The following is a 22,225-nucleotide window of genomic DNA, read 5'->3' on the forward strand; positions in this document are numbered from 1 at the left end:
AATTATGCGCCCATTCCAAGTACAAATTTACCAAAGGCAGAAAGACCTACTGCAAGAGCGATAATGATACCGATAGCTTTAGTAGAAGTCATACCTTTCTTACCAAGCAACCAGAAGATAAAGGCAGTAAAGATTGCTGGAAGCAAACGTGGGAAGATTTGGTTCAAGATGTCTTGGAAATCAATCATCTTTTCACCGATTGGCAACTTGTAAGAAATTTCAAAGTTGATCATTGTTGCTACAAGAGCACCCATCATGAAGACACCCAGTACAGATGCAGCGTCAATCAAAGCTGTCAATGTACTTTGCATGTTGTTGATAAGGTTAACCCCTTCTTTGTAGGCAAATTCCAACTGTTTCCAACGGAAGATGTCATAAGCAACTGCAACTGCGATCCAAAGGAAGATACCCCAAGGTTGGCCAGCGATAGCCATAGTTGCTGCGACTGACCCCATGATAGCAGGTACAAGCGAACCAAAGATTGTATCTCCAAGAGGAGCAAATGGCCCCATCAAACCTGTCTTGATACCGTTAACCGCATCTTTTGAACCTACACCATCTTTTTCTTCCATGGCAAGGTCAAAACCAGCGATAATGGTGTGGAAGAATGGAGAAGTATTGAAGAATTGAGTATGAACTTTCATCATTTCTTTCAATTCAGGAGTGCCATCCCCATACATTTTACGCAATTGAGGCAAAATCATGTAAAGGTAACCAGAAGCTTGCATACGTTCGTAGTTCCAACCCAATTGGAAAGTAAACAAGCTACGTTTGTTGATTTGATTAAAATCTTCTTTTGTAAGTTTGTAATTAGAATTCGTCATCTTCGATTTCCCCACTTTCTGATGGTGTAGAAGGTTCTGCTACAGCTACTTTTTGGCTATTTTTGAAGTGAAGCACTGCAAGGAAGATACCTACGATAGAGATACCAATCATAGACAAACCTTTGAAGTTGTTCACGAAACCAATTTTTTCAGCAACATCTTTCGGTAGAGTACCTACGATACCAGCAACAGCGCCACCAAGACCTGTTACATATGAGTAAAGAACAGTCAACATAGCTGTCAAACCAAATCCCATTGCAAGGTAGTGAAGGTTACGTTTAACTGGAAGGTAACGAAGCAAGATTGCAAATCCAAGACCTGGAAGCATACGTCCTGCAAGTGTCAAACCATCTGCAACCCACTGGTATTTTGTAACGAAGTCTACTACGTGTTGTACAAATTCACCACCAAATGCAAGCGCGAAGAAGACTGGAAGGGCACGAGATAAAGCCCAAGGAATCGCACCAAGTAGGTAGTTACGTTCAATACCTTTGTAATCAAAGCGTTCGATTGCCGCATCCACACGGTGAGCAAAGAAGGTAGTAGTCATACGACCAAGAACGTCGAAGTAAGTCAAGAGAGCTGCTACTGGCACAGCGATTGTTGTGATCGCAAGTGCTGTATCAATTCCTTGTGAAACAGAGAAGGCTGTCGCAAGAACCGCACCAGAAGTTGCGTCGATACGAGAAGCACCACCGAAGGTACCAACCCCAAGAACGAACAGTTGCAAGTTACCACCGATAAGCAGACCAGTAGTCACATCTCCCATAATCAAACCAGTAATGAAACCAGCAAATACAGGGGAACCTGCAGATGAAACGATCGTCAACTCATCACAGATTTGATAAGCTGAGTACAAAGTGAGAAGTAAAATTTGCCACCATTGTATCATAACAATGACCTCCTAAAAATTTTTTCCTATTTTAATAAGCTCAAAAAGTCTGAAATTGGATCATTTGGAACCATTTGAGCAGTAAGTTTAACACCTTTTTCTGCCAATTTGTGGAAGTCTTCCACATCCTTGTCTACTACGTTGATAGAACGTGTGATGGGGCGAGTTTCTGGCGTTTGAGACATATTCCCAACATTAAGGGTTTCAAGTGGTACACCTGCTTCTACCAAACCAAGGAAGCGGTCTGGTTTACGAGCCACGATAAAGAGACGTTGGCTATCGTATTTTCCAGCAAGAATATTGGCTGCCGCTTTTTCAATTGGCAAAATACTCAATTTTACACCTGGTGGTGTCGCAAGTTTCAAACCACTCTTTTCAACGTCGTTGTTGACAACTTCGTCATCTACAACCATAATGCGTGAAACATTTAGTTTTCCAGCCCAAAGATTGGCTACTTGTCCGTGGATCAAACGTCCATCGATACGGCATCCTACAATTGTCATAAGTTTTCCCCCTTTATGTGTTTTAGTGTAGGTTTTCGAGTTAAATGAATCTCTTCTTTATATTCACCTTCTGTTTCAAAGATGATGATGCGGTTATCACCTTCCTTGAGATAGCTATGAGGGATATAAAGCGAGAGTGTTGGGCCGACGCTCCAAAAACGTCCTAGGTTCTGCCCATTGACAAAGGCAACTCCCTTACCAAACTCAGACAAGTCTAGGTAAGCATCTTTTGGCTCTTGGACTGTAAAGTCATAAGCGTAAAAGGCTGGTTGTCCTTCTGTCCATCCTTTTGAAAAATCAATTTTCTCAGGATTATCTAGTGGGAGTGGATAGTGTTTCCAGTTTAGTAGGAAGTGCAAATCCTTACAAACCCCTGTCCGAATTCCCTTACGTTGCGTATCTGCTAAGAACTTATGTCCATAGTTGACACGCCCCATATTTTCTACCAAGATATCCAATCTAGATAGCGCTTTCTTTTCGCCTTGATAAAAAATATCTTCCCCAATCTCTGTCTGATATTGGGTTTCAACCCACTGACCATCAACATAAAGCTGAGCCCTATCTCGACCGTCAATGATACGAAGTCTTTCTTCTTCTGCATCCCAGTTTGTTTCTGTTTGATAGAGTAGATAGCCATAACTTTGTCCCAACTCCTCCATCTTTTTAGGATAGAGGCTTTCTACTGGACTTGACAAGCTATCCAGGGTTTCAAACAGGGAAACTTTTTCAACTAGTGGAATAGCATCCAACTCCATACTCTCTTTGTAGAGTGGTTCCAACTGGGGATACTCTGGAAAATGTGTTGCCATCATCTTCTTGACCGCCAGATATTTGGCAGTTGGATTTCCTTCTTCATCCAGAAGGGCATCGTAATCATAAGATGTAACTTGTGGCAGGTCCAAAGTCCCTCGAGCCGAGCAACCATTCATGAAACCAAAGTTTGTACCACCGTGGAACATGTAAAGATTGATAGAGCCTTGCTCCAAAACCTCTCGAACTGCATCTGCCAATTCTTTCGGATCACGTGTGATAATCGGTTCTTTCCAACGATTGAACCAACCATCCCAGAACTCCATACACATGAGCGGCCATTTCTTGCCATGCTCATCAAAGAATTCCTGCATCTGTGAAAAGTTATAAGGTGCCTTAGAACCAAAGTTTCCTGTTACAAAGAGGTCATCTTCAATCAAGGTTCCAGCTTTCAGAGTAGCTCGCCATGGACCATCTGATGTAAAGAGGGGACAGGTTACGCCACGCTCTTCCATCAACTGTCGAATGGCTCTCAGATAAGCCTTATCTTCTCCATAAGAACCATACTCATTTTCAACTTGCATCATGAGGATGTTGCCACCATTGTCCAACAAATGTGGAACCAATCGTGACAAGAGCTGGTCATAGTAGCGACCGACAGCTTCAATATAGGCTGAATCTGAGGAACGAAGCCTCATATTCTTTGTTAAGAGCCAAGCTGGTAAGCCACCGAATTCCCACTCCGCACAGATGAAGGGAGAGGGACGAACGATAGCGTAGAGACCCAAATCTTGTGCTGTTTGGAGAAATCGCTCCAAATCCAGAGCTCCTTCAAAGTGAAACTCACCCTCACGAGGCTCATGTAAATTCCAAGCCACATAAGTCTCTACTGTATTAAAACCAAGAGCCTTCAAGTTATAGAGCGAATGATACCAATCTTCTGGAGGAACCCTAAAATAATGAATGGCGCCAGATAAAATCTTAAATGATTTTCCATCGAGATAAAAATCATCTCGTATCTCAAATCGTGTCATATTCTTACCTTCTGACAACTAAAGTTTACGCTTTCATTTGTTGATATAGTAAATATAACTCAATATCTTACATTTGTCAATAGGTTTTCACAATTTTTTTCATTTTTCACTAAATTTTACACAAAAAACTTATAAAAATCTTGTAATCTATAGGCATAACAACATTTTAGTACCATGTATAAAAATGTATGTTTTTCTATTTATTCCTATGTAAATTAACCTTATAGCCTATTATTCTAATTTTTTTATTCAAAAGGCTACTATTCTTTCCAGTTTTATGGTAAAATCTTTAACGGAGAAGGAAAATCGAGGTGAAAATATGGCAATTCCAAAGTATCAATATATTAAAGATGAGTTAAAGAACAAAATCATTTCTGGTCAATTTGCCAGTGGCGATAAATTCTACACTGAAGCTGAATTGATTGCAATGTATGATGTGAGTTCTATCACAGTTGTCCGCGCCTTAAACGACCTTGCCAAGGATGGCTATATTGTCCGTCAACAAGGAAAGGGTACATTCGTTTCACGCGCACGCAAACACAAACTCGTAGAGTTTTCAGATGTAGAAGTTTTTGAAACTAAAGATGATAAAGTTACCGTCCTTTCTATTGAGCGTGGAAATAAACTAAGCTACTTAGAAAAACTTGGACTACGTGGAGATCAGTTCTACTACAAGATTGAACGCGTACGCGAAACAGGTGGTGTTGTGTACATCTACCATACATCTTACATCCCAGAACAATACGTCAACGCAAATTATCCAAATCTTGAATATTATAGCTCTATCTATAACCGTTTCAAATTGGATTACCACATTCACATGAATGATGAACATTTTGAAGAAATCAATGAAATAGCATTTCCAACTCCAGAACATGCGGCTTCAATCCTCGGAGTCGATGAACAATTCCCAACCGTTTTACAAACCAAGACTACTAAACTAGAGTCTACTGGTCAAGTTCTTGCATACAGCGAAACATATAAACGCGCAGATTACTACAAAATCAAATTCATTTCATGTGACCGTGATCACTAAGAAGAAAGCCTGAGCCTTGCTTGGGCTTTTTCTATGTTTATTATATGACATTAAAAATGTATTTTCTATATGTCAATTAAGATAGACTAAATTTGTTTAAATTTTACTAAAATATAGGTCATTTTTATCAAAAGTACTTGAAGAAAAAATAAAAATCGAAGTTCTTCTACTCCTATAAATAGAGTAATCGAACTTCGATTTTATTTTAATTATCCTAAACCAAGACGTTCAAATATAGCATCCACTCGTTTAGTGTAATAAAGAGGGTTAAAGATTTCGTCGATTTCTTCTTGAGTGAGGCGAGAAGTTACCTCTGGATCTGCTTCGAGAAGTGGTTTAAAGTCTACTTGGTTGTCCCAAGAGTAAGCTGTTTTTGGTTGCACCAGGTCATAGGCTTGCTCACGGGTCATGCCTTTTTCAATCAAGGTCAACATAGCGCGTTGGCTGAAAATCAAACCAAATGTCGAGTTCATGTTGCGAATCATGTTTTCTGGGAAGACCGTCAAGTTCTTAACGATATTTCCAAAACGGTTGAGCATGTAGTCAATCAAAATAGTCGTATCTGGTGTGATGATACGCTCAGCTGATGAGTGAGAGATGTCACGTTCGTGCCAAAGAGCTACGTTTTCATAAGCTGTAATCATGTGTCCACGAATAACACGCGCCAGACCTGTCATGTTTTCAGAACCGATAGGATTACGTTTGTGAGGCATTGCTGAAGACCCTTTTTGCCCTTTAGCAAAGAACTCTTCCACTTCGCGTTGCTCAGATTTTTGTAGACCACGAATCTCAGTCGCCATACGTTCGATTGAAGTCGCGATGCTGGCAAGAACCGCAAAGTACTCAGCATGAAGGTCACGAGGAAGCACCTGTGTAGAGATTTCTTGGGCACGGATACCCAATTTGTCGCAGACGTATTGCTCAACGAATGGCGGGATATTGGCAAAGTTCCCAACCGCACCAGAGATCTTACCAGCTTCCACACCAGCAGCCGCATGCTCGAAACGCTCGATGTTACGCTTCATTTCGCTGTACCAAGTCGCCAATTTAAGACCAAAAGTTGTAGGCTCAGCGTGCACACCGTGGGTACGCCCCATCATGATGGTGAACTTGTGCTCCTTAGCCTTATCAGCGATGATGTTGGTGAAGTTTTCAAGGTCACGACGGATGATGTCGTTGGCCTGCTTGTATAGGTAACCGTAGGCCGTATCTACCACGTCGGTAGAGGTCAAACCATAGTGGACCCACTTGCGCTCTTCACCAAGAGTCTCAGAAACCGCACGTGTGAAGGCTACCACATCGTGGCGAGTCTCTTGCTCAATCTCCAAAATACGGTCGATGTCAAAGTCCGCTTTCTCGCGAATCAAAGCCACATCTTCCTTAGGGATTTCTCCCAACTCAGCCCATGCCTCGTCAGCCAAGATTTCCACCTCAAGCCAAGCACGGTATTTATTTTCTTCACTCCAAATATTCGCCATCTCAGGGCGAGAGTAACGGTTGATCATGATTAAGATACCAAGGGCGACTAGAAAGCGACTGAATTTTAGGAAACCAACGACGGACGCTTGCGTCCTAGGAGGTTTATCTAAATTCCGAGCTTTCCGCCCGGGTTCAGTTCTGCAAACTAGATGCCCATTCCCTTTCTTTGTTTATTGTATTATACCAAACATATATTTCCTTACTTAATTTAGATAGTTTCAATGTCACTTCTCAAGTGTATAATATCATCATTAAAGTTCCGTACAATAACCTGTTAAATGTTTATCTAAAGTCCATATCTCAATTTTATGATTTTGATTACCACTATCCTTTAATTTGGCAACATATTCTAAATAGGAGTCTAGAATAAATACATCACCTATACCCGGTCCCGAATATCTAAATTCCTGATATTTTTCTATTACCCTCTCAATATCATCTGCAGTGAAATTATATCCATAAAAAAACCATGGATTGGTGCTATGGATAAATAATTTTAAGATATCAAGAAATCTTTTGGTCGATTTTTCCTTTGCTTGCTGATTCCCTTTAATGTGGTTAATATGATTTCCTGTTTCAATCAATACAGAGATAGGCATAACCAAACTTGCCTGTGACTGTCGAGTAAATTCTGCAAATTCTTTTTGATATTTCTCAGGCTCCTTACATTTATCAGGAACTTCTAAAATTTCTAATAAAATACTGGTATCAATAAATCTAGTCTCTTTCATAACAACATTACAAACCTTTCAACCAATCAGGCAACTCAATATCAGATTCTTTTTGTTCTAAGTACGAAAGTAGTCCGTCTTTTGCCACTGCTTGACCTACTCCTCCTGTTGCAATAATTTTCTCATAATTTGGTATTTCTATAAACCTTATAATCTTACTATTGCTTGACTCTTTTTCCCTATGTATAATATTAATACCATTATATTCTTTCCCTTTAAGGGAATTCAGTAAAGTAGTATTATGAGTTGTTAACACAAGAGTAATTCGTCTCTGTCTTGCAATTTCTTGAATTTTTTCTAAAAATTTTATTGCCTTACTGTGGTGAATCCCATTATCAAATTCATCAATAACAATAATCGAATTATCTGGGTAAGTTAATACTGCTGTTGTGATAGCAATAACTGAGATAGTGCCATCAGATAACGACGTTGCTGGGATTTTTACGTTCTTATCTTCAATTTGCTCAATACATGTAAAAATTACATCACGATATGGAGCTGGTGTAACTGTAATAGATAAATCTGAGATCTTATACTCAGGTATTATGTCAATTGTAGCTAATAGTCTATCCCATGCTTTTTTACGTTCTTTCAGATTTTCTATTGCTCGTTGAGTAATTCCAATAGGCAAAGATTTTTCATCAGTATATCTTTTATATCTTCTGACATCCAAATACAATCTATCCAGTACGGACGATAAATTACCCGCATTATAAGTAAGTTGTGAATTATCTCTACGTGCATAGTTTCGAATCATTTTGGAATCAATATTCAAAATAAACATTGAATTCAACACTTTTCTTACAATGTTTATTTCCTCAAATATTGTGATTTTTTTACTAGATATTTTGTCAATATCATTAATATTAAAACTATTCTCTCCTTTTTTAGACATATCTTCAATTAAATCATAAAAGTTAACTAACTGAGTGTTAGTCTCAATTCGATTTTCATCTAATTGAGATAAAACAGATCGACTTCTATCCATTGTTATTCTGGGATTTTTCCCACGTTTTTTATTGTCATATTCAACACTTATATCCGCTATACTTTTTGAATTTTTCACTGTTTTATAGATAAGAGATTTTTCATTAGACTTTTTTTTATTTAATTCAAAAAGAGATTCCTCATCTACAAAAACTCTATCATTATCTTCAACCTTAAATTTGATAAAATAATCCAATTCATTCCCGTTGCTTTTCTCAATTGTACAACCTAAACCAAAAGTTTTTTTAGCACCTCGTAGACATCCTTGTGCCTCACCTCTAATTGGTAAAGTAACTTTACTTGAATTATTCAATGCATTTGTAAGCAATGTATCTCGACCAATCATTGACAAGATAGATAAAGCTTCAATAAGATTAGACTTCCCAGATGCATTTAATCCAATAATAGTAGTCAATTCTTCAACATAAAAAGTGTTTTGGCCTTCAAAACTTTTAAAATTTTCTATTTTTATATTTTTTAGCTTGCTAACCATATAATACCTCCTTACTATAAATATACAAAATTGAAAACACCACTTATTTTAAACCAACACCAAACTCTCCCACACTATCCGGCGCATCACTAAACAAAGTCACATGTCCCATCTTGCGGTTGTGCTTCGCTTCTATTTTACCATACATGTGGAGGTGGGCGCTTGGATTTTCTGTGACATATTTTCCAGCAGCCTCGACGTGTTGGCCGAGTACATTAAGCATAACGGCTGGCGCATGCAGTTTGATAGCTGGCAATGGCGATCCCAGAACGCCTAGAATATGGGTATCAAACTGGGAGAAGTCGCAGGCTTCGATTGAGTAGTGTCCTGAATTGTGTGGACGCGGGGCAATCTCATTGACAATGATGTCATCAGCCGTCGCAAACATTTCCACACAGAGGGTTCCAGACAGGTTAAGCTGTTCAGCAATCTTCACTGCCATGGCTTTTGCTTTTTCAGCTAGACTTTCTGAAATACGGGCTGGCACAATGGTTTTTGAAAGAATGTTGTTTCGGTGGATATTTTCCTGAACTGGGAAAACCGTCACGTCCTTGCCATTTCCTGACACGATAACAGAAATTTCAAGGTCAAAGTTGACAAATTCTTCCAAGACACAGTCTGTTGAATCTGCTAGTGTATAGGCTTCTTCCAAGTCTGCTTCTGAGCGAATGACCTTTTGCCCATGCCCATCGTAGCCACCTGTCGCAGTCTTGAGAACATAGTTTTTCGACAAGTTGATATCTGCTAAGTCTTGGCTTGAAGTCACAACCTTGTAGGGTGCTACAGTGACTTGAGCCTTGTTTGAAAGAAAGTCCTTTTCAAAAATGCGATTTTGGGAAATGCGGAGCAGATCTGTCCCTTGAGGGAGTTGTCCATCCTTGATAACCGCATCCAAACCGTCAGCATCGACATTTTCAAACTCATAGGTGAGGACATCGCAACGCTCAGCCAACTGACGCAGAGCATCCACGTCATTATAAGGCGCCACGATGATTTCCGCCACGCAAGAGGCCGGGCAATCTGCCGCAGGATCCAGCGCTACAACCTTGTGCCCCATGTAGATAGCAGAGATAGCCATCATCTGACCCAGCTGGCCGCCACCGATAATTCCGATTGTTTTAGATGAGCTCATTTGTCGACTCCTCTGCGATTTTTCCTTGCTCCTCTGCGAAATCTGCCAGTGCTGTCGCGATAGCCTGATCCTCTACTGATAGGAGACGAAGGGCGAAGAGAGCCGCATTGGTCGCACCTGCTTCACCGATAGCCATTGTCGCAACAGGTACGCCACCCGGCATCTGTACGATAGAGTAAAGCGAGTCCACACCACTAAGGGCACGCGATTTTACGGGCACACCAATGACTGGAAGGGTTGTTTTAGCTGCGACCATCCCTGGCAAATGAGCTGCGCCACCTGCACCTGCGATGATGATCTTGATACCACGACTACGCGCTTCTTCGGCATGCTTGAACATGAGATCAGGTGTGCGATGGGCAGAGACAACCTTCTTCTCGTAGGCTACACCGAAGCGGTCTAGGACTTCTGCTGTTTTTTTCATGGTTGCCCAGTCGGATTTTGAGCCCATGATGATGGAAATAATTGGTTTGGTCATGATTTTCCTTTTCTTTCCTTTCTTTTTTCAATCACCTTAGGTTGTGAGGGACGGCAGCAGCCACCAAAGGTGTCTCATGCCTAAATTGGAAGCCCAAGGTCTTCCAATTTCCCTGAACGATTGGATTGTCATCCAATCGTTATTTCACAACGGCGGTGATTGTTCTATATTAGCTCGCTAACGCTCGCAAATCAAACGACTATTAACGTACTTGACGACTGCATCGCTTTTTCTTATACCTTTATCGAATAGCTTTACTTCCGATATCTTTTCGGTAAAAGAGGCCTTCTGTTTTTTGTTGGGCGAGTTCTTGGTAGATGGTGTCTTGAGTTTCTTTGACAGTATCTGCTGTGGTGACGAGCATATAGACACGTCCGCCGTTTGATAACAGTGCTCTGCTATTTTCCGCAAACTTAGCCCCTGCATAATAGGTGATAATGTCACCTTCTGTCTTGGCTGGTAACTTGACACCTTTTTCATAGTCTAGCGGATAACCGTTAGATGCGACAACCACACCCAGAGTCACACCCTTGTCCGTCCAGGTGATGTTTGGCTCCTTGCCATCGAGGATATCCGTAATATTTTGGGCAAAATCAGAGGTTAATCGAGGTAGAATAATCTGAGTTTCAGGATCTCCAAAGCGAGCATTAAACTCGATAACCTTAGGTCCATCAGCTGTCAAGATAAGCCCTGCGTAAAGAACTCCCAGATATGGACGCCCTTCTTGGATCATGCCCTCTAGGACTGGCTTGACAATAGTCTCCACTGCTGTGTCAATCACGCTCTGTGGCAAGTGTGGAACTGGCGCATAGGCACCCATACCACCCGTGTTAGGCCCTTTGTCGCCATCATAGGCACGTTTGTGGTCCTGAGCCGTTGGCATGATGTAGAACTTATCACCATTGACAAAGGCAAAAAGTGAAAATTCCTCTCCGTCGAGGAATTCCTCAATAACCACACGCGCACCTGAGTCCCCAAATTTATTGTCCAAAAGCATCTCATGAGTGGTTTCGACTGCTTGCTCAACCGTCTCCGCAACAACGACACCTTTCCCAAGCGCCAAGCCATCCGCCTTGACTACGATAGGCGCACCCTGCTTTTCGATATAGGCCTTGGCTTCCTCGAAATCTGAGAACGTGCCATAGGCTGCTGTCGGAACGCCGTATTTGACCATGATTTCCTTGGCAAAATCCTTGGACCACTCCAGCTCAGCTGCCAATCTTGTCGGACCAAAGGCTTTGAGACCAGCTACATGGAAATCATCCACGATACCAGCCGCAAGGGCATCATCTGGACCGATAAAGGTCCAAGCAATATCGTTGGCCTTTGCGAAGTCAATCAATTTAAAATGTTCGGAAATAGAGATATTTACCAATTCCAAACCATCCAGAGTCATCCCATCATTCCCAGGAGCTACAAAGACTTTTTCAACGTCTTTTGACTCAAGCAACTTCTTAGCAATCGCATGTTCACGACCACCCGAACCGACAACTAACAGCTTCATTTCTCAACCTCTTTTGCGAATTATTTACTAATATTATACCACAAACGTTCGTTTTAATCTTGTTTCACTCCGCGTTTTTACGCAAAAAAGGAAAGAAACTGTTTTCTTCCCTTTACCTTCTTAATGTCTAAAATGTCTCACGTCTGTAAAGACCATAGTCAAGCCATATTTATCCGCAGCTTCGATGGATTCTTGGTCACGGACGGATCCACCTGGCTGGATGATAGCCTTGATACCTGCTTTGGCGATTTCTTCCACGTTATCCGCAAATGGGAAGAAGGCATCGGAAGCAAGGGCGGCACCGTCAAGACGGTCTTTAGCTTGATCAATAGCGATGCGAACAGAAGCCACACGATTAGTCTGACCAGGACCAACACCCAATGTCATGTGGTCGTTAGTCACGATGATTCCGTTTGATTTGACATACTTGGTAGCCTTCCACGCAAACTCAAGAGCTGTCGCTTCTGTCTCAGTTGGTTGGCGTTTGGTCACCACTTGCCAATCGGCTGGGCTTTCCTTGACAACATCCTGATTTTGAACGAGGAGACCACCGACCACACCTGTGTATTCTGCTTCTGCTTCACTGGCATCTTGTGCGTCAAATGGCAAGGCAAGGATACGCAAGTTTTTCTTTTTATTGGTCAAAATAGCTAACGCCTCATCCGTATAGCTTGGTGCTATGATGATTTCAAGGAAAACACCGTGCATCTTCTCAGCTGTCGCAGCATCCACCTCACGGTTAAGAACGACAATTCCACCAAAGATAGACACTGGATCAGACTCATAAGCGTAGTCCCAAGCAGTCTCGATGTCATCAGCTTGACCAATTCCACATGGATTCATGTGTTTGAGAGCCACAACGGTTGGACGATCTTTGAAGTCACGGATGATACGAATGGCAGCATCCGCATCACGGATGTTATTGAATGACAATTCCTTACCGTTAAGCTGTTTGGCTGAAGCAATCGAGTAGTCAGTCGGCAAAGCTTTCTGGTAAAAGTCTGCATCTTGTTGAGGGTTTTCACCGTAACGCATGGCTTGCTTGAGGTCATAGGTTAAAGTGAGCTTTTCAGGCTTACTTTCTCCGACTTGAGCTGTGAAATACTCTGCAATCAAGGCGTCATAAGCTGCTGTGTGACGGAAAACCTTGGCTGCCAAACGTTGGCGAGTTTCGTAACTTGTTTCGCCGTTAGCTGCCAATTGTCCCAAAACCACAGCATAGTCAGCTGGATCTACCACAACTGTTACGCTAGCATGATTTTTCGCAGCTGAGCGAAGCATAGATGGCCCACCGATATCGATGTTCTCCACCGCATCAGCATAAGTCACATCTGGTTTGAGGATCGTTTCCTTGAAAGGATAAAGGTTGACCACTACAAGGTCGATAAGCTCAATTTGGTTCTCCTTGGCTGCTTCCAAGTGGCTATCCAAATCACGACGAGCGAGGAGCCCACCGTGGATATTTGGATGAAGGGTCTTAACACGGCCATCCATCATCTCTGGGAAGCCCGTCACATCATCGATCGCAATGGTCTCCACCCCAGCATTGTCAAGGGCAGCCTTTGTCCCACCTGTCGAGATAATATCCCAACCGAGTTTTTTAAGTTCTTGGGCAAATTCAACAATGCCCTCTTTGTTTGAAACACTGATTAAAGCTTTTTTCGTCATTCTATTCCTCTTTCTTTAGGTCCAAGCGCATAGCGACTTCATTATTTTCTTCTATAAATCCTGTTTCCTGAAAACCCAAACTAGTCAACAGGCGCTTCATTTTTTCATTTCCAACCACATAATCTGCGATAATATGATTGCAAGCGCTATCCATCTGAGCCTTTTTGATTAGAACTTCCACAGCTTTTCGTCCATAACCTCTTCCTTGGTACTGCTGGCCAATCATTATCCGCCAGATAAAGTATTCCGCTTCATCCTTATCTATTTCCAACAGGAGAAAACCAACTACAAGCTCATTCCAATAAATTGCCATTGGAAACACATCCCCATTCTCTCGGTAGAGCCATGCGTCAGCTAAAGAGCGTACATTTGGAGACACGAAACGTGCTCGTTCATCAGCTTCAGATATTTTCAAATCCAGCACTGCCTGAAAACTGCTCTCATCTACTAATTTTATCTCAATCATTTTTTCTCCTAGCAATATTGCAAAATCAAAACTTGATTTACTTCTTATCTTCTACCCACCCCTAAACTCTCCAACACTTGAGGATAGAGCTGATACTCTGCTTCATGAATACGTTCTTCAAAGCTGGCTATGGTATCATCAGCCAGCCGTGGCACACGCACTTGTTTGATAACCTTTCCTGTATCCACACCTGAATCCACCCAATGAATGGTCACGCCGCTCTCAGCAACGCCAGCATTCCAAGCATCCTCAATCCCATGAGCTCCTGGAAATTCTGGCAGGTAGGCTGGATGAATGTTGACAATCCGACCTTCATAAGCCGCCAATAAGGTTGGCCCAACGATTTTCATGTAGCCTGCTAGACAAACCAAGTCAATCTGATGTTCTTCCAAGAGCTCCACAAGTGCTGCTTCGTAGTCTGCCTTACTCTCAAACTCCTTGAGTTCAAAAGCATAGGACAGAACACCGAGTTTGTCTGCACGTTCGAGCACATAGGCGTCACGATGGTCTGAAAAGACAAACTCTACTGGAAATTCTTCAGCAATCACCTGAAAATTTGAGCCATTACCAGAGGCAAAAACCGCTATTTTTTTCATTTGATGATGACACTTTCGTTTTCTTTCTTGACGATACGACCAATTTCATAGACTGGTTCATCCAACAATTCCTTGACACGACTTACATTTTCAGGGCTAACTGCCAGCATAAGCCCCACACCCATATTGAAGATTTCAAACATTTCCTCATGTTTGATCTGACCGTATTTTTCAAGGGCTTTGAAAATTGGAAGCACGGGAACCTTGTCTTCTTCAATCTCAGCAGCCAAGTCAGCTGCAAACATACGAGGGACATTTTCGATAAAGCCACCACCAGTGATGTGGGCAATACCGTTGACTAACTCTTCCTTGATGAGTGGCAAAACAGCCTTGACATAGATACGAGTCGGCTCAAGAAGAACTTCCTTGAGTTGCTTGCCTTCCAATTCTGGCAAGACTTCCTCACCTGTGTAGTCGGTAAAAACACGACGCACGAGTGAGAAACCATTTGAGTGAATACCACTCGAAGCAAGCCCGAGAAGGACATCACCTTCAGCTACTTTTGAACCGTCTATGATTTGAGATTTTTCAGCTACGCCGACTGCAAAACCAGCCAAGTCGTAGTCATCTTCACCATACATACCAGGCATTTCAGCTGTTTCCCCACCGATGAGGGCAGCGCCTGCCTGCACACAACCTTCTGCCACACCAGCAACCACTTGTTCTAGCTTAGCTGGTTCATTCTTGCCAGTTGCGACGTAGTCAAGGAAATAGAGGGGCTCCGCACCTGCAGCAATGATATCATTGACACACATGGCCACACAGTCCTGACCAATAGTATCGTGCTTGTCGTACTTGATAGCCAGCATGAGCTTGGTTCCGACACCATCAGTCCCTGAAATCAAAACGGGTTCTTTAACCCCAGTCTTTGAAAGGTCAAACATACCACCAAAGCCACCCAGAGCTCCCATGACACCTGCACGCTCCGTACGAGCCACGTGCTTTTTGATTCGTTCAACAACTTCATAACCCGCTTCAACATCCACACCAGATTGAGCGTACGCATTTTTATTTGCCATTTTATTTTTCCTTTTCTTTTTTTGGGAAAGACTGCGACATATTTTTAGATAAACAATTATTTTATCTAAAAATACTAGTCAGGTCTCTAGCTTTGGTCCCATAGGAGAAAGCGTCTACTGACAAATGCTTTAGCTTTTAGTCAGTAGTGAGACGTGGGGCATAAGCATTTTTTGTCATTTATTTATTCCTTTTCTTTAATGGAGGATTTTTCGTCTATTTGTAAAAACTAGTCTTTTCTTCCAAACTTCGACGATAGTCTTCTTCGTAGTCGTAGAGAGGTGTTGGGTAGTCACCGTCAAAGTAAGCGACACAGAGACCACCATTTGGCGCATCTGTTTCAATCCCAATCGACTCAATCAATCCTTCAACAGAAAGATAGGTCAGGCTATCCGCCCCAATGATTTGACGCGTTTCTTCGACCGTATGATTGGCCGCAATCAGCTCCTGACGGGTCTGGATATCAATCCCGTAGAAGCATGGATAAGCTAGCGCTGGACTACCAATGGCAACGTGAACCTCAGTCGCACCCGCTTCTTTCAAGAGTTGAACGATCCGACGAGAGGTTGTTCCACGTACAATAGAGTCATCAATCATAACCACACGCTTGCCTTTTACAACGCCTGAAACAGCAGAGAGTTTCATCCGCACCCCTTGCTCCCGCAATTCTTGAGTCGGTTGGATAAAGGTCCGTTGGGTGTATTGGTTCTTGATGAGGCCCATTTCATTTGGTAGCCTGGACTCTTCCGCAAATCCCATAGCCGCGCTGAGGGAAGAATTGGGCACACCTACCACGATATCCGCGTCGTGCTTGAATTCACGCGCCAATTGGGCACCCATACGTTTACGTGCCGTATGGACATTAACACCGTGGATATTAGAATCAGGACGGGCAAAATAGATATACTCCATAGAACAAATCGCGAGCTGAGTATCATCCGTATAGCTATCATACTGGATGCCCTTGTCATCAATGATTACAATCTCACCGGGCTTCAAATCACGAATCCACTCTGCACCAATGACTTCAAAAGCACAAGTTTCAGAGGAAACCACCACCGCTCCGTTGCCCATTTTCCCGATAGAAAGCGGACGGAAGCCATTAGGGTCAAGGGCAGCAATCAACTTGTCTTCAAATAGCAAGATATAGGCAAAACCACCTTTAACTAGGCTGAGCGCCTCCTTGATTTTTCCCATTAAGTTCGGATTGTGACTACGACGAATGAGATGAGCCAAGATTTCCGAGTCCGAAGTCGCGCTGAAAATCGCGCCTCTTTGTTCCAGTTCTTTCTTGAGAGAGGCTGCATTGGTCAGATTTCCATTATGAGCCAACCCAAACTGCATATCGTGAAAACGGAAGAGGAAGGGCTGGATGTTATCTACAGAAGCTTCGCCAGCAGTCGCATAACGCACATGCCCAATCGCACCAGTTCCTGTCAATTTATCTAAGTTAGCAGGATTTCTGAAGACTTCTGATAGAAGACCCATATCGCGATGCCGCTTTAGTTTCCCTTGGTCATTGGAGAGGATTCCTGCCCCCTCCTGACCACGGTGCTGAAGACTATGGAGACCAAAATAGGTCAATTTAGCAGCATCTGGATGTCCCCAGATACCGAAAACACCACATTCTTCATTAAGAGATTTTACTTCGTATGTCATTTTATATACCTAATTTTTATTTGTGTAGCACCAAGAGCTAAATCTACATGACTTTTACATTACTGATACTATCTATTAGAAAATCTGTAAGTCTTATTTTCCAGTAAAGTATTTAACCGCTGACGCGAACAGGTGCTGGTCTTTATTTCCTGGGATATTTTGGAAAAGACCTTCCTCATAACGTTCTGAGTGGCCCATCTTACCGATGATTTGACCATTCTTGCTGGTAATTCCTTCGATGGCATGGACAGAACCATTCGGATTGTACTTAGAGTCCATACTTGGTTTGCCGTCAAAGTCAACGTATTGGCTAAAGATTTGACCATTGTCACGGAGCTCCGCAAATTCCTCAGCCGTCACGACAAACTTCCCTTCACCGTGCGAAACAGGAATAGCGTGGATATCGCCCACTTCTACTCCAGCCAACCATGGCGAGTTGGTATTGGCAATCCGAGTTTCCACCATCTTGGCCACGTGCTGGTTGGCATCATTGTAGAAGAGGGTTGGACTAGTACTGCTGGCATCTTCGAAGTTCCCGTATGGAAGAAGACCTGATTTGACCAAGGCCTGGAATCCATTACAGATACCAATAATCAAGCCACCACGGGCGATAAAGCTATCAATAGCTGCACGCACTTTTTCATTGAGCAGGATATTGACAATAAACTTAGCTGAACCATCTGGCTCGTCCGCAGCTGAGAAACCACCTGCAAAGAAGAGAATGTTAGCCTTGCCGATGTTGTCAACCATAGTTTCAACTGACTTGACAATAGCCTCTTCATTCAAGGTCACAAATGGCACCAAGTTGACCTCTGCGCCTTCTTTTTCAAATGCCTTAGCTGAATCATATTCCGAGTTGGTGCCCGGGAAGACTGGGATGTAAACCACCGGTTTTTCAATAGTTTCCTTGGCTTGGACGACTGCGTCAGAAGCGATAGCTGGAACTTCGTCCAGTTCTTTAGCTTGAGCAAATTCAGTTGGGTAAACTTCTTCCAATTTGCCTTGGAAGGCACTGTCAAGTTTGTGTCCATCTAGCTTCACACCGTTGACAAGAAGTGTAAAGTCTGCACTTGTTTGACCGATTTTCTCTACTCCAGCAATTTCTTCAGGAGATGTGAAGACAAATCCGCCTAATTGAGCTGTCAAAGCCGTTTCAAGTTCAGGCAAGGTCACCTCTGCACCGATATGATTCCCAAAAGTAGCAAGAGCCAAACTTTCAAGCACACCACCGTATTTGACAGCCGAGGCAGATGTTACTTTGTGAGCCTTTTGAAGGGCTTCAAATTGAGCGAAGTTAGATTTGATAAGATCGAAGTCAATCTCTTGAGCCAATGCTTGACCTGGGATGTAGTAGATGTTTTCCCCGGCAGTTTTGAACTCAGGAGAAAGCACCTTACGGCTATCTGCTGTCGTTACCCCAAAGGCTACCAAGGTTGGCGGTACTGTCAATTCTTCAAAGGTACCAGACATGGAGTCCTTACCACCGATAGATGGCAAACCAAGCTGAATTTGTGCCTCGATAGAACCTAGGAGAGCTGCTACTGGCTGACCAAAACGCTCTGCTTGTTTATCCATACGCTCGAAATACTCTTGGTAAGAGAAACGAGCCTTAGACCAGTTGGCACCAGCAGCAACCAAACGAGCAGTCGCTTCAATAACCGCATAGGCAGCACCGTGGTATGGAGACCATTCTGCTACATATGGGTTGAAACCTTGAGCCATGACTGACGCAGTATGAGTCACACCGTGTTGAACTGGCAATTTTTGCACAGATGCCTCAGTTGGTGTGAGTTGGTAACGACCACCAAGTGGGTGATTAACCGTTGAACGACCAACAGAGCAATCAAAGATAGTCTGCAAGCCTTTTTGACTCGCATGGTTGAGATCAGACAGAACCGCAAGGGTATCAACTTCAAGTGTGTTAGCAGATGTTTGACGCTCTTCTGGGAGTTTGACATCCTTGTCCACAACCTTAGCATCTACGACCACGCGCACACCATTGGTATCAAGGAAACGACGTTCCAAGTCGACAATGGTTTCACCATTCCAGTGCATGACTAGATTTGGTTTTTCCGTCACTGTCGCAACTACAACAGCATCAATATTTTCTTTGTTACATTCCGCAACGAAGGCATCTACATCCTCAGGACGAACCACAACTGCCATCCGTTCTTGAGATTCAGAGATGGCAATTTCGGTACCATTCAAGCCTTGGTATTTAAGAGGCACTTTGTCTAGGTCAATTTCAAGACCGTCTGCCAATTCACCGATAGCTACACAGACACCACCAGCACCAAAGTCATTGGATTTCTTAATAAGACGAGTGACATTGCCATTACGGAAGAGGCGCTGAATCTTACGTTCTTCGATGGCATTCCCTTTTTGAACCTCAGCTCCAGCAGTTTCCACAGACTCAACCGTTTGAACCTTAGAAGAGCCCGTCGCACCACCGACACCATCACGTCCAGTCTTACCTCCAAGGAGGATAATGACATCACCCGCTTCCGGTTTTTCACGGACAACATTGCCCTTAGGAGCCGCTCCGACAACAGCACCAAGCTCCATGCGTTTAGCTACAAAGCCTGGGTGGAAGTATTCACGAACGTAGGTTGTTGCAAGCCCAATCTGGTTTCCGTAAGAAGAATAACCATGAGCAGCTGTCTTAGAAATGACTTGTTGTGGCAATTTCCCAGCACGCGTTTCCGAAATCGGTGCTGTAATATCTCCAGCACCTGAGATGCGCATGGCTTGGTAAACATATGAGCGACCTGACAATGGATCACGAATGGCCCCACCGATACAGGTAGCAGCCCCACCAAATGGCTCAATTTCTGTTGGATGGTTGTGGGTTTCATTTTTGAACATAAGGAGCCATGGTTCCTTGACACCATCAACGTCCACTTCAATTTCGACTGAGCAAGCATTGATTTCATCAGACACTTCCATGTCGTCCAAACGTCCATTAGCACGCTCATAACGACCGAAAATAGTGGCCATATCCATCAAGGTTTGTGGTTTTTCCGTACGCCCCAACTCATCACGCATGGCAATATACTTGTCATAGGTTGACTGCAATTGCTTTTGGAATTTAGAAGCTGAAAAGTCGATGTGTTTCAACTCTGTCTCAAAAGTCGTGTGACGGCAGTGGTCAGACCAGTAAGTATCCAAAACCTTGAGTTCGGTCTCAGTTGGAACGCGCCCGATTGACTTAAAGTAGTCTTGGATAAAGAGCAAATCATCCACTTCCATAGCCATCCCTTGTTCAGCCTTGTAGCGCGCAAAATCTTCCGCTGTATAGCTTTCAAAGAAAGTCAATTTAGGAATGGTCTTGTCTGACTCTGAAAATTCCTGCTTGGCAATCCCTGTCGTGATATCCTTGAAACGAGAATCCACTGGGTTGAGCAGATAGTTCTTGACCGCTTCCAACTCAGTCGCATCAATATCTTCATTCACCAAGTAAAGTTGGGCTGTATTAACCGTTACATCACTTGAACTTCCTAGTAAAAGCAAGGCTTCCTGTGAAGATGCTGCACGCTGGTCAAACTGCCCTGGTAGGCTTTCAATGGCAAAGAAAGCATAGTTGGCAAGATCCGCCTGCACAGCCGCTTCGTCCAAAACATGGTCTGTCACCTGCTCAGAGAAGATGTGTTTCTCTGCAGGCGCAAACAAGTCCTCAGCCAAATCAAATACATCATACACTTGCACAATACGAATACTTTTCAAACTTGAAAGTCCCAAGTTGTGCTGGAGTTCTCTAACCAAACTCTCTGACTTGACCTGAAAATCAGCCTTTTTTTCAACAAAAATACGTTTATCCATCAATCCTTATTCCTTTTTTTCAGCTCTTGCAATATTCCTAAACAGCCTTGAGGCTGTTATTTCAATTCCTGCAACTTCTCCCAGACAACTTCGTAAACGTCTGTTAGTTCTCCTAATCCCCTACGGAGTGAAAAGGTCTGGGGGACCTTTTCAGCCTGAGTCCTTTTAGTTGAGAGACGAAGGTTTTCCGTTGCAAACAGATTATTTCAACCCCTGCAACTTTTCCCAGACGATCTCGTAAACATCTGTTAGTTCTCCCAATCCTCTACGGAAAACATCCTTATCCATGTGGTTGCCATCCGCATCCCACAAACGGCAGTTATCTGGTGAAAATTCATCTGCCAAGATAATCTTGCCATCCTTGTCAAAACCGAACTCTAGCTTAAAGTCAATCAACTTAAGCCCAATCTCAGCAAACCAGACCTTCAAAAGTTCATTGATACGACGAGTTTCTTCCTTCAAGTAGGCAATCTGCTGATCATCGGCAATCTGTAGGAATTTCACATGCTCATCATTGATAAATGGATCATCCAAATCATCATTTTTGTAGTAAAATTCGACAATCGGAGTCTCCAAGGCGATTCCTTCGTCTACGCCAAAACGTTTTGAAAAGGAACCAGCAGTATAGTTGCGGAGCACAACTTCCAAAGGAATAATCTTAACATTTTTATTGAGTTGTTCCGTGTCCGAAAGCTTCTCCACAAAGTGAGTCGCCACACCAGCCGCATTTAATTTCTCAAAAATAAAAGATGAAATCTGATTATTCAACACTCCCTTACCCGCAATCTGCTCCTTCTTAACACCGTTGAAAGCAGTCGCCTGGTCCTTGTAAGTTGAAATAATAAGATTTTCATCCTCTGTTGTATAGATATCTTTAGCTTTTCCCGAATAGATCAATTGTTTTGACATTTTAAAGTTCGCCTTTCGTATTACTTGAGCACATTCTACCACAAAAAACCTAAAATTACAAGAATTTAACCGAATAAACGGCGAATGTGAAGCAAGAATCGTAAAGAAAAAACTGCAAGAAGTATCTTTCTCACAGTTTTAAAATCATTTAATACTCTTCGAAAATCAAATTCAAACCGCGTCAACGTCGCCTTGCCGTACTCAAGTACAGCCTGCGGCTAGTTTTCTAGTTTGCTCTTTGATTTTCA

At 42.8% G+C, this 22,225-nt stretch carries 20 protein-coding genes; 1 reads left to right on the plus strand and 19 read right to left on the minus strand.

Translation table 11 applies throughout. The features are described 5' to 3' along the window. Positions 1-2: 2 nt before the first annotated feature. The 4 genes from B7700_RS04330 to B7700_RS04345 are packed head-to-tail and all read right to left on the minus strand — an operon-like array spanning position 3 to position 4,003. Positions 3-824, minus strand: coding sequence for a PTS system mannose/fructose/sorbose family transporter subunit IID (locus B7700_RS04330; protein WP_033685252.1), 822 nt, complete (start codon positions 822-824; stop codon positions 3-5). Continuing rightward, positions 811-1,716, minus strand: coding sequence for a PTS mannose/fructose/sorbose/N-acetylgalactosamine transporter subunit IIC (locus B7700_RS04335; protein WP_023944066.1), 906 nt, complete (start codon positions 1,714-1,716; stop codon positions 811-813). The genes B7700_RS04330 and B7700_RS04335 overlap by 14 nt, the downstream gene beginning before the upstream one ends. 26 nt (positions 1,717-1,742) lie before the next feature. Continuing rightward, on the minus strand, positions 1,743-2,219 hold the full coding sequence (locus B7700_RS04340) for a PTS sugar transporter subunit IIB (protein ID WP_000156972.1): 477 nt from the start codon (positions 2,217-2,219) through the stop codon (positions 1,743-1,745). Further along, on the minus strand, positions 2,216-4,003 hold the full coding sequence (locus B7700_RS04345) for a glycoside hydrolase family 35 protein (protein ID WP_084887365.1): 1,788 nt from the start codon (positions 4,001-4,003) through the stop codon (positions 2,216-2,218). The genes B7700_RS04340 and B7700_RS04345 overlap by 4 nt, the downstream gene beginning before the upstream one ends. Before the next feature lie 319 nt (positions 4,004-4,322). Here B7700_RS04345 and B7700_RS04350 point away from each other — a divergent pair, with 319 nt between their 5' ends. After that, on the plus strand, positions 4,323-5,039 hold the full coding sequence (locus B7700_RS04350) for a GntR family transcriptional regulator (RefSeq protein WP_084887367.1): 717 nt from the start codon (positions 4,323-4,325) through the stop codon (positions 5,037-5,039). A gap of 209 nt (positions 5,040-5,248) precedes the next feature. On the opposite strand, the gene purB is transcribed toward B7700_RS04350, so the two are convergent. From purB to purC, 15 genes are all read right to left on the minus strand, one after another. After that, positions 5,249-6,544: an adenylosuccinate lyase gene (purB, locus tag B7700_RS04355; protein WP_084887369.1), complete on the minus strand. Its 1,296-nt coding sequence runs from the start codon at positions 6,542-6,544 to the stop codon at positions 5,249-5,251. A 225-nt stretch (positions 6,545-6,769) separates the two neighbouring features. Then, on the minus strand, positions 6,770-7,249 hold the full coding sequence (locus tag B7700_RS04360) for a hypothetical protein (protein WP_084887371.1): 480 nt from the start codon (positions 7,247-7,249) through the stop codon (positions 6,770-6,772). Positions 7,250-7,256: 7 nt separating this feature from the next. Further along, positions 7,257-8,729, minus strand: a complete 1,473-nt coding sequence (locus tag B7700_RS04365) for an AAA family ATPase (RefSeq protein ID WP_084887373.1) — start codon at positions 8,727-8,729, stop codon at positions 7,257-7,259. Positions 8,730-8,772: 43 nt separating this feature from the next. Continuing rightward, positions 8,773-9,861: a 5-(carboxyamino)imidazole ribonucleotide synthase gene (purK, locus tag B7700_RS04370; protein WP_084887375.1), complete on the minus strand. Its 1,089-nt coding sequence runs from the start codon at positions 9,859-9,861 to the stop codon at positions 8,773-8,775. Next, a complete protein-coding gene (purE, locus tag B7700_RS04375; protein WP_078238220.1) occupies positions 9,848-10,339 on the minus strand; it encodes a 5-(carboxyamino)imidazole ribonucleotide mutase in 492 nt (163 codons plus the stop codon). Before purE ends, purK begins: the two co-directional genes overlap by 14 nt. A gap of 31 nt (positions 10,340-10,370) precedes the next feature. Beyond that, on the minus strand, positions 10,371-10,475 hold the full coding sequence (locus B7700_RS11285; protein ID WP_239822548.1) for a phosphoribosylaminoimidazole carboxylase: 105 nt from the start codon (positions 10,473-10,475) through the stop codon (positions 10,371-10,373). Between the two features lie 105 nt (positions 10,476-10,580). Continuing rightward, positions 10,581-11,843, minus strand: coding sequence for a phosphoribosylamine--glycine ligase (gene purD / locus B7700_RS04385; RefSeq protein ID WP_084887377.1), 1,263 nt, complete (start codon positions 11,841-11,843; stop codon positions 10,581-10,583). Between the two features lie 120 nt (positions 11,844-11,963). Next, a complete protein-coding gene (gene purH, locus B7700_RS04390; protein WP_084887379.1) occupies positions 11,964-13,511 on the minus strand; it encodes a bifunctional phosphoribosylaminoimidazolecarboxamide formyltransferase/IMP cyclohydrolase in 1,548 nt (515 codons plus the stop codon). A gap of 1 nt (position 13,512) precedes the next feature. Further along, on the minus strand, positions 13,513-13,977 hold the full coding sequence (locus tag B7700_RS04395) for a GNAT family N-acetyltransferase (RefSeq protein WP_084887381.1): 465 nt from the start codon (positions 13,975-13,977) through the stop codon (positions 13,513-13,515). A gap of 44 nt (positions 13,978-14,021) precedes the next feature. Continuing rightward, positions 14,022-14,573 (minus strand): phosphoribosylglycinamide formyltransferase, encoded by a 552-nt coding sequence (gene purN, locus B7700_RS04400; protein ID WP_084887383.1) that lies wholly within the window; start codon positions 14,571-14,573, stop codon positions 14,022-14,024. Next, a complete protein-coding gene (gene purM, locus B7700_RS04405; protein WP_033685266.1) occupies positions 14,570-15,592 on the minus strand; it encodes a phosphoribosylformylglycinamidine cyclo-ligase in 1,023 nt (340 codons plus the stop codon). The genes purN and purM overlap by 4 nt, the downstream gene beginning before the upstream one ends. Positions 15,593-15,806: 214 nt before the next feature. Next, the gene (gene purF / locus B7700_RS04410; RefSeq protein WP_084887385.1) at positions 15,807-17,249 is read right to left on the minus strand and encodes an amidophosphoribosyltransferase; all 1,443 of its coding nucleotides are present in this window, start codon (positions 17,247-17,249) and stop codon (positions 15,807-15,809) included. Positions 17,250-17,342: 93 nt separating this feature from the next. Next, positions 17,343-21,068: a phosphoribosylformylglycinamidine synthase gene (locus B7700_RS04415; protein ID WP_084887387.1), complete on the minus strand. Its 3,726-nt coding sequence runs from the start codon at positions 21,066-21,068 to the stop codon at positions 17,343-17,345. 56 nt (positions 21,069-21,124) lie between these two features. Then, on the minus strand, positions 21,125-21,268 hold the full coding sequence (locus B7700_RS11445; protein WP_080890703.1) for a phosphoribosylaminoimidazolesuccinocarboxamide synthase: 144 nt from the start codon (positions 21,266-21,268) through the stop codon (positions 21,125-21,127). A 1-nt stretch (position 21,269) separates the two neighbouring features. After that, a complete protein-coding gene (purC, locus tag B7700_RS04425; protein WP_045610807.1) occupies positions 21,270-21,977 on the minus strand; it encodes a phosphoribosylaminoimidazolesuccinocarboxamide synthase in 708 nt (235 codons plus the stop codon). Positions 21,978-22,225: the final 248 nt, after the last annotated feature.

The sequence above is a fragment of the Streptococcus mitis genome (assembly GCF_002096755.1).
In the GTDB taxonomy this organism is placed as follows: Bacteria; Bacillota; Bacilli; order Lactobacillales; family Streptococcaceae; genus Streptococcus; species Streptococcus mitis_AC.

Excerpts from the sequence above, each read along its gene's own strand:
- B7700_RS04330 (WP_033685252.1), bottom strand. The coding sequence starts at position 824 with ATGACGAATTCTAATTACAAACTTACAAAAGAAGATTTTAATCAAATC.
- B7700_RS04335 (WP_023944066.1), bottom strand. The coding sequence starts at position 1,716 with ATGATACAATGGTGGCAAATTTTACTTCTCACTTTGTACTCAGCTTAT.
- B7700_RS04340 (WP_000156972.1), bottom strand. The coding sequence starts at position 2,219 with ATGACAATTGTAGGATGCCGTATCGATGGACGTTTGATCCACGGACAA.
- B7700_RS04345 (WP_084887365.1), bottom strand. The coding sequence starts at position 4,003 with ATGACACGATTTGAGATACGAGATGATTTTTATCTCGATGGAAAATCA.
- B7700_RS04350 (WP_084887367.1), top strand. The coding sequence starts at position 4,323 with ATGGCAATTCCAAAGTATCAATATATTAAAGATGAGTTAAAGAACAAA.
- purB (WP_084887369.1), bottom strand. The coding sequence starts at position 6,544 with ATGATCAACCGTTACTCTCGCCCTGAGATGGCGAATATTTGGAGTGAA.
- B7700_RS04360 (WP_084887371.1), bottom strand. The coding sequence starts at position 7,249 with ATGAAAGAGACTAGATTTATTGATACCAGTATTTTATTAGAAATTTTA.
- B7700_RS04365 (WP_084887373.1), bottom strand. The coding sequence starts at position 8,729 with ATGGTTAGCAAGCTAAAAAATATAAAAATAGAAAATTTTAAAAGTTTT.
- purK (WP_084887375.1), bottom strand. The coding sequence starts at position 9,861 with ATGAGCTCATCTAAAACAATCGGAATTATCGGTGGCGGCCAGCTGGGT.
- purE (WP_078238220.1), bottom strand. The coding sequence starts at position 10,339 with ATGACCAAACCAATTATTTCCATCATCATGGGCTCAAAATCCGACTGG.
- purD (WP_084887377.1), bottom strand. The coding sequence starts at position 11,843 with ATGAAGCTGTTAGTTGTCGGTTCGGGTGGTCGTGAACATGCGATTGCT.
- purH (WP_084887379.1), bottom strand. The coding sequence starts at position 13,511 with ATGACGAAAAAAGCTTTAATCAGTGTTTCAAACAAAGAGGGCATTGTT.
- B7700_RS04395 (WP_084887381.1), bottom strand. The coding sequence starts at position 13,977 with ATGATTGAGATAAAATTAGTAGATGAGAGCAGTTTTCAGGCAGTGCTG.
- purN (WP_084887383.1), bottom strand. The coding sequence starts at position 14,573 with ATGAAAAAAATAGCGGTTTTTGCCTCTGGTAATGGCTCAAATTTTCAG.
- purM (WP_033685266.1), bottom strand. The coding sequence starts at position 15,592 with ATGGCAAATAAAAATGCGTACGCTCAATCTGGTGTGGATGTTGAAGCG.
- purF (WP_084887385.1), bottom strand. The coding sequence starts at position 17,249 with ATGACATACGAAGTAAAATCTCTTAATGAAGAATGTGGTGTTTTCGGT.
- B7700_RS04415 (WP_084887387.1), bottom strand. The coding sequence starts at position 21,068 with ATGGATAAACGTATTTTTGTTGAAAAAAAGGCTGATTTTCAGGTCAAG.
- purC (WP_045610807.1), bottom strand. The coding sequence starts at position 21,977 with ATGTCAAAACAATTGATCTATTCGGGAAAAGCTAAAGATATCTATACA.